The following is a 9,156-nucleotide window of genomic DNA, read 5'->3' as shown; positions in this document are numbered from 1 at the left end:
GCTATCAAGGAGGCGAATTTGATCCTTGGGCTAAGAACTCCCATTGGAAATGCCATCACCCAGTTGGCGTTGAGCGCCTTGCTAAAGCAGGTCGGTTGGCCCTGCCTTCTACTGCTTCAATTGCCTATCTCAGATACATGGATGACTTTCCTGTCCAAGCGATCTCAAATGTTTGGATGGATACTCAAACAGGCGCCTTTACTGACGAAAAGACCTATGTCGTCCAGACCAATCTGAAAGTCATCGAACGCTGCCTCCTGATGACCACCGATCCCGGCGATCTGGTGCTCGATCCCACCTGCGGCTCCGGCACCACCGCTTTCGTCGCCGAGAAATGGGGGCGGCGCTGGATCACCTGCGACACCTCTCGCGTGGCGATCACACTGGCCAAACAGCGGCTGATGACCGCCTCTTTCGACTACTACGCCCTGCGCTATCCACATGAGGGGCTGAAAGGCGGGTTCGATTATCAAACCGTGCCGCATATCACGCTGAAAAGCATCGCCAACACCCCCGACATCGACACGATTTATGACGTGGATCATCCCAAGATCACGGTCGCACTCGACGCCCTCAACACCGCGTTGACTGCCTCCCCGCCCAAACCGATCAAGCCCACCCAAGGCGTGCGCAAGGGCAAGCCGGCGGACTTTGCCAAGGGCGACTCCCTGCATGAATGGGAGGTCCCCTTCAGTCTGCCTGACGACTGGCCAGACAGCGCCAAACAACCCTTCGAGGCTTTCCACACTGCGCGCCAAGCCATGCAGCGCCGCATGGACCGGTCCATCGCAGATCATGCCGATCAGGAGACGCTGTATGACAAGCCCCGCATCGACAAGAACCGCCTGCGCATCACCGGCCCGTTCAGCGTTGAGGCCGTGCCTGCGCCTACTGTGCTGTCGCTCGACGAAAGCGTGCCACCGCAAGAGGCGGATGAAACCGTCGCCCGTTCCGGCGAAACCTCGCGCCAATCGCTCTGGCGCGACGAGCTGCTGAAAACCGGCGTGCGCGGCAAGGGCGGCGCGATGCTGCGTTTTGCCGAGTTCGAGACCCTGCCGGGCCTGAAATACATCCATGCGAGTGGATCATTGGCCGACACCGGCGAACGCGTCGTCGTCAGCTTCGGCCCCGAGCACGCGAGCCTGGAACAGCGACAGGTGGAACTGGCCCTGACCAAGGCCGAGACCCTGCGTCCGTCGCCGAAATTCATCCTGTTCTGCGCCTTCACCTTCGCCCCCGAAGCAGCCAAGGACATCGACGAAGTGAACTGGCCCGGCGTGACGTTGCTCAAGGCGCAGATGAACACCGATCTGTTGACCGAGGATTTGAAGAATAAGCGCGCCTCCAACCAGTCGTTCTGGCTGATGGGCCAGCCGGACGTGGACCTGCGGCGGCGCAAAGACGGGATGTGGGAGGTTGAGGTCAACGGCTTCGACTATTTTGATCCGAAGGCGGGCGATCTGGTGTCTGGTGGCAAAAACCAGATCGCCATGTGGTCGCTGGACGTGGATTACGACCAGCGCTCGCTGATGCCGCATCAGGTGTTCTTTCCCATGGCCGACGCCAAGGGCGGCTGGAACCGCCTGCGCAAGACGATCCGCGCAGAGTTGGACGAGGACCTGCTGGAGCAGTTCCACGGCACTGTGTCACTGCCGTTCGAGGCCGGAGACAACAAGCGGATCGCGGTGAAGATCGTCGATGATCGCGGGATCGTGTCCCTCAAGATCATGCCGCTGGAGGGGTAAGCCCATGTCCCTCATCATCAACACACCCTTCGTCTGCCCCGCCCAACATTGGGTCGAAGCCAAGGGCGGCAAGCTGGAGATCAAGACCGAGCGACGTCCGGCAAGCTACGAGGTCTTCGACGCCCGCAACAACACCAAGCGGACCGAGGTGCTGGATCTGGTGAACACCATCCACACCCGCGTCGACGCCTGGCGCGAGGCGGGCTGGCCCGGCGTGACCATCGTCACCCGCAAACTGCTAGAGCACTGGCATGACCGCGATGCGCGGCAGTACCCGTTCTGTTTTTGCCAGCTGGAGGCCATCGAGACACTTATCTGGTGGGTCGATGGGGCCGAAGCGTTCAAGCAGGGTATAGCGATCCCCGGCGATGGCGGGACGTGGGAACGCCTGTGCAACAAGATGGCCACGGGCGCGGGCAAGACTACGGTGATGGCGATGATCATCACCTGGCAGGTGCTGAACGCGCTGACCTATCCGAAGCGGAACAAGGATTTCAGCCGCGCCGTATTCATCGTGGCTCCCGGGCTGACCGTGAAAGAATGGTTGCAGGTGCTGCTGCCAAGCGAGGGCAGCTACTACGATGAGTTCAATCTGTGCCCGTCAGAGGCGCTGCGGGCGAGGTTGAACCAGGCCGAAGTGCTGATCGACAACTGGCATTCACTGATGCCGCTGAAGGAAGCAGATCGCTCGGTCGTCAAGAAGGGCCGCGAGTCCGACGAGGCATACACGCGGCGGGTGCTGGGCAAGCTGGCCACTCACAAGGACATCATCGTCATCAATGACGAGGCGCACCACGCCTATCGCAAGCCGCCCGAGGTGAAGATCAGCAAGAAGCAGGCCGCCGAACAGGGCATCGACCTGGACGAGGCGACCCGCTGGATCGAAGGGTTGGACCGTATCCACAAGACCCGCCGGATCCAGCGCTGCTTCGATCTTTCGGGCACGCCCTTCGCGCCCACCGGAAAGAAAAGCACCGACACGGCGCTGTTTGACTGGATCATCTCGGACTTTGGCCTGAATGACGCCATCGAGGCCGGGCTTGTGAAGACGCCGCGCGTGGTGGTGCGCGACGATGCCCTGCCGGACGCCAAGACGCTGCGGTCAAAACTCTACCATATCTACCGTGATCCCTCGGTGTCCGAGGATCTCAACCGGGCGAAGGCAGAGCCGCACGAGGCCCTGCCGAAGCTGGTGCAGGACGCCTACACGCTCCTCGGTGCCGACTGGCGGAAGACGCGAGCCCAGTGGCGGGATGTCGGGCATCACTCGCCTCCGGTCATGCTGACGGTGTGCAACCGTACGGAAACGGCTGCCCGCATCGAGAATTATTTCAACAAGGGTGACGCCCACTGGCCGGAACTGCACGCCATCGCTCGAACACTGCGGGTGGATTCAAAAGTCCTCGACAAGGCCGAGATTGGCGAGACAGCGACGTCAGACAAGGATTACGAAGCGCGGCTGAAGGAAATCATCGAAGCCGCCGACATTCCCGAAACCCGGAAGCAGCGCTTCCTGTCCCTGAAAAAAGAAGAGCTTCTGCACGAGATCGTCGACAATGTCGGCAAGCGCGGAGCCGCTGGGCAGGATCTGCAAAACGTTATCTCAGTCGCAATGCTCTCAGAGGGATGGGATGCCAAGAATGTGACCCATATCATGGGCTTGCGTGCATTCACGTCGCAATTTCTGTGCGAGCAGGTCGTTGGGCGAGGCCTGCGCCGGGTTTCGTACGATACCGACGAAAACGGCCTGTTCCTGCCCGAGTACGTTAACGTGTTCGGCGTGCCGCTTTCCATCTCGGAGACTGGAGAAGGCGGTGATGCGCCCCCGCCGCCAAAGCCGACGACGCAAATCGAGGTTATCCCGGAACGGGCGCACCTCGAGATCAAATGGCCAAACGTCTTGCGTGTGGAAACCGTCGTGAAACCGCAACTGACCGTTGCCTGGGACAAGGTGCCACCTCTGCTGCTTGACCCCGCCAGCACACCGATCAGTGCGGAATTGGCTCCTGCGCTCGGCGGCGCGACGGACATGGGCAAGGTCACAGCGATCGATCTGGAAAAGCTGCCGGATGGTTTCCGGTTGCAGCGCCTTGTCTTTCAGGCCGCCCGGAAGGCGTTTGCCGAACTGAGCCACGGTTTCTCTGGGACACCTGATCGAGCCAAGCGCATCCTGACTATACCGGCCGCTCGGATTCTTTGTTATCGCCAATCACCGCCAGCAGGGCTTCGTCCAGCTTCGGATCATCCCATGCTACGGAAATCGCCAGCCAGCGATCGAGGTGGTCACGAAACTGCGGATCGTCCCGGTTCATATGGAATGTGTAGAGCCGGTTAACGATTTGCCGCATCACGTCGCGCATCGCGCCATCGTCCATGTGACTGACATCGGTCCACGCTATCCGGCGGCCGTCTGCGTCGGTCACAAAGACATCGGAAAAGTCGCCAGTGTGAGTGACCGGAACGATCCCGGCATGAAGATCCTCAATGCCGGTGTTGCGCGCACAGATCATCGCCATCAACTTGGCCAGCCTGGCAGCGATGCGTTCCTCATCCGCTTTCTTCATGGATCGGTGCCTTGCGCGCCATCGTGCCGCTTCGCAAACTTTGCCAGCAGGGCTGCCTCGGCGCGTGCAAGCCCGTCCTCGGTCAACATCAGGGACTTTGCCTTGCCGACAGGATCAGCGATCAACCCTTTGGCATGAAACCGGTCAGTGATGGCCCAGTCGAGGCCTTTCCAGACGCGGTTTCCATCATGAAGTGACAGGCTGAGGATCGCCAGCGCGACGTCGTCAAGCTTCTCAGTATTGAGGTCCAGTTCCGCCATTTTGGCACCCTCCCAGAGCAGCATGGCGGCTGGGTGGAAATTTCTCAATGGCACAAAGGGCTTGCAAGCGTCGAATGAGGAAGGAGAAAGTTCGATTTCGGTCCGTTTAAAGAGCCGCGACCGACGTCGAAGCGTTCAGGTTGACCGAGACCCCATCCCAACAACTTCAATAGGTTACAGGCTTTGCACCAAATCCGCGCAGTCGAGAGGTCCAGAGAATATCGGCCCGGAGAGAACACCTTTGGGCATGCTGGCCCAGGTGCCGGTTTACAGCCCCTCCCGCATAACCCTTTAATATAACGGAAAAATCCGGCCGCAGCCGGATCTGGAGAAACGTTTCTCTAGGGCAAGTGGCGGGGAGACAGGGATTCGAACCCTGGGAACGCTCTCACGTTCAACGGTTTTCAAGACCGCCGCATTCGACCACTCTGCCACCTCCCCGGTCCGTTCAGCGGTTTAGGACGCAAAACCGGATGAGGCAAGGGGAAATCCACAGCGCAAGGGAAATCTCAGCCCTGCCCCGGCCGCGCGGATTCATGCCGTCCTTGCGGGTTTCCCTTGTGCCGCGGCCCGTCAGGGTTTTCATGGCCGTATGCGCAGGCTATCATGCCGCCAAATCAAGAAGACCGGGCATTCCGGCGGGGGCGCAAAAGCGCCGCGGGCACAGGCAAGGATGAGAGCATGAAAGACACCATGTCGACAGCAAAGACGGCCCCGCGGATTGCCGCGGCGGTCTTGGGCCTGCTGTTGATGGCAGGCTGTGAAGACGGTTCGAAACTGGCCTTTTTGCAGCCCAAAGCCAAAGCCGGGGGGGAGGTTCAGGCCTCCAGCAGCACCAAGCTGGTCGAGCGCGACGTGGAAGCCCCTGATGTGTTCCAAGTGACCGAAGCGGGGCTGTGGGACGGGCGCCCGTCGATCGGCGGGGTCTGGGTCGCGCATCCCGACACCAAGGACCCGGAGCGGGTGATCATCCGCAACAATGCCAATGGCCAGTTTGTGATCGGCGCCCTGTTCCGGCGCGAACGGGAAATACCGGGTCCGCGGCTGCAAGTGTCCTCCGACGCGGCCGCCGCGCTGGGAATGCTGGCAGGCGCCCCGGCTGAGCTGAACGTCACCGCCCTGCGGCGCGAAGAAGTCAGCAACGAGCCCCCGGTTGAGGATCAGACAGCTGAGCTGCCTGCAGCAGAGGCAGACGCCGAGGCGGATCCTGCCGCGGTACTGGCCGCAGCCGCCGGACAGGAAATCTCTGAAACACCGCTGGATCCGATTGCAGGCGCCGCCGCCGCGATTGAAGCCTCTGCCCCGGCCGTTCCGGCGCAAACAGCGCCCGCACAGGCGAAGCCTGCTGCCGCGCCGGCAGCCAGCGCGCAAAAATCCGCCCTGGACAAACCCTACATCCAGATCGGCATCTTCAGCGTTGAAGCCAATGCCAAACGGACGGCCAACATGATGCGCAGCGCCGGCATGGTGCCAGTGGTGCGCGAGCAAGCCTCCAGCGGCAAAGCGTTCTGGCGGGTTCTGGTTGGCCCGGCGCAGAACAAGACTGAACGCAGCCAGCTGTTGAAAAGCGTAAAGGAAACCGGATTTGCGGATGCCTATGCTGTCACCAATTGATCCCGGCGCCAAGCGCCTGGGGCGCACTCTGATCTCTTCGCTGCAGCTGGCTTTGGCCGCGGGACTGGCGGTCAGCCTGCCGGCGTTGCCGGCCGCCGCCTTTGATACCAAAGCGCGCGCTGCCTATGTTCTGGACGCAGGCACCGACACGGTGCTTCTGTCCAAGAACGCCGATGTGCCGCTGCCGCCTGCCTCGATGTCCAAGCTGATGACGCTGTATGTGGCGTTTGAGGCCCTGCGCGACGGACGGCTGACGCTGGACGAGACGCTGCCGGTCAGCGAGCACGCGATGAGCTACAAAGGCTCCACCATGTTCCTGGACACCCAGGACCGGGTGCGGGTTGAGGACCTGTTGCGCGGCATCATCGTGCTGTCCGGCAATGACGCCTGTGTGGTGATCGCCGAGGCGTTGAGCCCGGACGGAACCGAGGCCGGCTTTGCCCGCTATATGACCAAGCGCGGCCAGGACCTGGGCATGACCGCCTCGACCTTTGCCAACTCCAACGGCTGGCCTGCTGCCGGGCACCGGATGTCGGTGCATGATCTGGCAATTCTGGCCGAGCGGATGATAGAGGACTTCCCGGAATATTACCCGCTGTTTGCCGAAACCAAGTTCGAATTCGATGGCCGTGCGCCGTCCAACATCCGCAACCGCAATCCGCTGCTGAAGCTGGGCATCGGCGCGGACGGGCTGAAGACAGGCCATACCGAAGAAGCAGGCTATGGCCTGGTCGGCTCTGCCCAGCAGGGCGACCGGCGGGTGATCTTTGTGGTCTCCGGGCTGGACAGCGAGCGCGGGCGCGCAGAGGAGGCCGAGGCCCTGGTTAACTGGTCGTTTCGCCAATTTACCAAAAAAACCGTTGCCCAGGAGGGCGTCGCCATCGCCGAAGCCGAAATTTGGCGCGGGGCCGAGCAATCGGTAGGGCTGGTGCCGGCCAAGGATCTGGAGATCCTGCTGCCGTCGCTGTCGGCCAAGACCATTCAAGGCGAAGTTGTCTATAACGGCCCGATCGAGGCGCCGGTCGCGAAGGGCCAGCGCCTGGCAGAATTGGTTTTGCAGCCCGAGGAGCTGCCGGAGGTCCGGCTGCCGCTGGTGGCCGAAGCTGACGTGCCCGCCGGCGGTTTTGTGGTCCGTGTGAAAACCGCGGCACAGGTGCTGATCAAGCAGTTTCTGACCGGTCCCGAGGGGGCGCTGTGACGGCTGGCGCAGGGCGCGGCCTGTTCATCACCTTTGAAGGCATAGACGGGTCCGGGAAATCAACGCAGTGCCGCTTGCTGGCGGAAACCTTGCGCGACGCAGGCCGCGACGTTGTGCTGACACGGGAGCCCGGCGGCTCCCCGGGCGCCGAGGAAATCCGCCGCCTGGTGCTGGAAGGTGATCCCGACCGCTGGTCGGCTGAAACTGAACTGCTGTTGTTCATGGCAGCGCGGCGCGACCATCTGGAGCGCACCATTGAGCCTGCTCTGACGGCGGGCAAGGTGGTAATCTGCGACCGTTTTGCTGACAGCACGCGAATGTATCAGGGGTTGTCCCGCGGTGATTTGCGCGCGGCAGTGGACCAGATGCACAAGCTGATGATCACACGCGAGCCGGACCTGACCCTGCTTATCGACATGGACCCGGCCACAGGCCTTGCCCGTGCCAAGGGGCGGCAGGGCAAGGAAGAACGGTTCGAGGATTTCGGCATCGGGCTGCAGGAGAAGATGCGCGCGGGTTTCCTGGCGCTGGCGCTGGAGTTTGCGGACCGCTTCCGGGTTGTCAATGGCGCCCGCCCGGTGGAGGCCGTTGCCGCAGATGTGCGCCGGCTGGCGGATGCGGCCTTGGAAGGATCCCGGGTATGAGCACCGATGACGACCTGCCGCGCGCAGATCAGGCCGAAGGCGCCCCGCATCCGCGCGAAACCCAGCAGCTGATCGGCCAGGACGCGGCGGAACAGGATTTTCTGACCGCCTACACCTCCGGCCGATTGCACCACGGCTGGCTGCTGACCGGCCCGCAAGGTGTCGGCAAGGCCACGCTGGCCTGGCGGATAGCCCGTTTTCTGCTGGCCACCCCCCCGGCGGAGGAAGGCCTGTTCGGCGCCCCGCCCCCGCCGCAGACATTGGACATTGATCCCGAACACCCGGTCTCGCACCGTATTCAGGCGCTGGCGGAACCGGGGCTGGCGCCGATCACCCGCTCTTATGACGACAAGGGCAAGCTGCGCAGCCAGATTGTGGTGGACGATATCCGCAAGCTGAACCGTTTCTTCGGCCTGTCGGCGACGGATGGCGGGCGCCGGGTGGTCATTGTCGATGCCGCCGACGATATGAACATCAGCGCTGCCAACGCGCTGCTGAAGATGCTGGAGGAGCCGCCGGCCCGCACTACGATTTTGCTGATTTCGCACCAGCCTTCGCGTCTATTGCCCACCATCCGTTCGCGCTGCCGCACCTTGCGGCTGGGGCCTTTGTCAGCTCCGGATATGGAGGCTGCGCTGGCGCAATCCGGCGTTGAACTGCCTCAGAACATGGAAAATCTCGCCGCTTTGGCCGGCGGTTCCGTGGGTGCTGCGCTGCGGCTGATCAATCTTGGCGGACTCAGGATCTATGCCGAGCTGGTGAAGATCCTTGCTTCCATGCCGCAGCTGGACCGCCAGCGCGCCATGGCGCTGGCCGAAGCGGCCGCTCAGCGCGGGGCATCCGCGCGTTTTGAACTGCTGCTCACGCTGACTGAGATGGCGCTGGCCCGGCTCGCGCGTACAGGCGCAACCGGAGTACCGCCAGCGCCGGAAGCAGCACCGCAGGAGGCGGCGATGCTGTCGCGGCTGTCGCCTGACACGCGCAAGGCGCGCGCCTGGGCTGACCTCGCAGCAGAAGTGACCGCCCGCGCCCGCCACGGGCAGGCGGTGAACCTTGACCCTGCCGCGCTTGTCCTAGATACGGTTTTCAAGATGCAGGAAACCGCGTCGCGCTGAGGCCGGAAAGGCCCCG

7 protein-coding genes and 1 tRNA gene are annotated in these 9,156 nt (G+C 62.5%); 6 read left to right on the top strand and 2 right to left on the bottom strand.

Features of this window, described 5'->3' with window-relative positions:
• Positions 1-137: 137 nt before the first annotated feature.
• The gene (locus tag L1069_RS11045) at positions 138-1,745 is read left to right on the top strand and encodes a DNA methyltransferase (RefSeq protein ID WP_275423068.1); all 1,608 of its coding nucleotides are present in this window, start codon (positions 138-140) and stop codon (positions 1,743-1,745) included.
• Positions 1,746-1,749: 4 nt separating this feature from the next.
• The gene (locus L1069_RS11040) at positions 1,750-4,080 is read left to right on the top strand and encodes a DEAD/DEAH box helicase family protein (protein ID WP_237455699.1); all 2,331 of its coding nucleotides are present in this window, start codon (positions 1,750-1,752) and stop codon (positions 4,078-4,080) included.
• Positions 4,081-4,305: 225 nt separating this feature from the next.
• Here the strand turns inward: L1069_RS11040 and L1069_RS11035 are convergent, their stop codons facing one another.
• Together L1069_RS11035 and L1069_RS11030 are read right to left on the bottom strand one after the other, a co-directional pair.
• Positions 4,306-4,569, bottom strand: a complete 264-nt coding sequence (locus L1069_RS11035; RefSeq protein ID WP_237455698.1) for a DUF6429 family protein — start codon at positions 4,567-4,569, stop codon at positions 4,306-4,308.
• 351 nt (positions 4,570-4,920) lie between these two features.
• Positions 4,921-5,010 (bottom strand) — tRNA-Ser (locus tag L1069_RS11030).
• 240 nt (positions 5,011-5,250) lie between these two features.
• Here L1069_RS11030 and L1069_RS11025 point away from each other — a divergent pair.
• Genes L1069_RS11025 through L1069_RS11010 form a run of 4 tightly spaced genes read left to right on the top strand, consistent with a single transcriptional unit; the run spans position 5,251 to position 9,140 of the window.
• Positions 5,251-6,183, top strand: a complete 933-nt coding sequence (locus tag L1069_RS11025) for an SPOR domain-containing protein (RefSeq protein WP_129371649.1) — start codon at positions 5,251-5,253, stop codon at positions 6,181-6,183.
• Complete coding sequence (locus L1069_RS11020) at positions 6,161-7,381, top strand: D-alanyl-D-alanine carboxypeptidase family protein (protein ID WP_237455702.1); 1,221 nt, start codon at positions 6,161-6,163, stop codon at positions 7,379-7,381. The genes L1069_RS11025 and L1069_RS11020 overlap by 23 nt, the downstream gene beginning before the upstream one ends.
• Positions 7,378-8,025: a dTMP kinase gene (gene tmk / locus L1069_RS11015; protein WP_237455697.1), complete on the top strand. Its 648-nt coding sequence runs from the start codon at positions 7,378-7,380 to the stop codon at positions 8,023-8,025. The genes L1069_RS11020 and tmk overlap by 4 nt, the downstream gene beginning before the upstream one ends.
• On the top strand, positions 8,022-9,140 hold the full coding sequence (locus L1069_RS11010; protein ID WP_237455696.1) for a DNA polymerase III subunit delta': 1,119 nt from the start codon (positions 8,022-8,024) through the stop codon (positions 9,138-9,140). Before tmk ends, L1069_RS11010 begins: the two co-directional genes overlap by 4 nt.
• The last annotated feature ends 16 nt before the right edge of the window (positions 9,141-9,156 follow it).

This window comes from Leisingera sp. MMG026, from assembly GCF_021654205.1.
GTDB lineage: Bacteria > Pseudomonadota > Alphaproteobacteria > Rhodobacterales > Rhodobacteraceae > Leisingera.
The sequence above is the reverse complement of the archived record's forward strand: the minus strand, read 5'-3'. Positions and strand labels throughout refer to the sequence as shown.

Excerpts from the sequence above, each read along its gene's own strand:
- L1069_RS11045 (WP_275423068.1), top strand. The coding sequence starts at position 138 with ATGGATGACTTTCCTGTCCAAGCGATCTCAAATGTTTGGATGGATACT.
- L1069_RS11040 (WP_237455699.1), top strand. The coding sequence starts at position 1,750 with ATGTCCCTCATCATCAACACACCCTTCGTCTGCCCCGCCCAACATTGG.
- L1069_RS11035 (WP_237455698.1), bottom strand. The coding sequence starts at position 4,569 with ATGGCGGAACTGGACCTCAATACTGAGAAGCTTGACGACGTCGCGCTG.
- L1069_RS11025 (WP_129371649.1), top strand. The coding sequence starts at position 5,251 with ATGAAAGACACCATGTCGACAGCAAAGACGGCCCCGCGGATTGCCGCG.
- L1069_RS11020 (WP_237455702.1), top strand. The coding sequence starts at position 6,161 with ATGCCTATGCTGTCACCAATTGATCCCGGCGCCAAGCGCCTGGGGCGC.
- L1069_RS11010 (WP_237455696.1), top strand. The coding sequence starts at position 8,022 with ATGAGCACCGATGACGACCTGCCGCGCGCAGATCAGGCCGAAGGCGCC.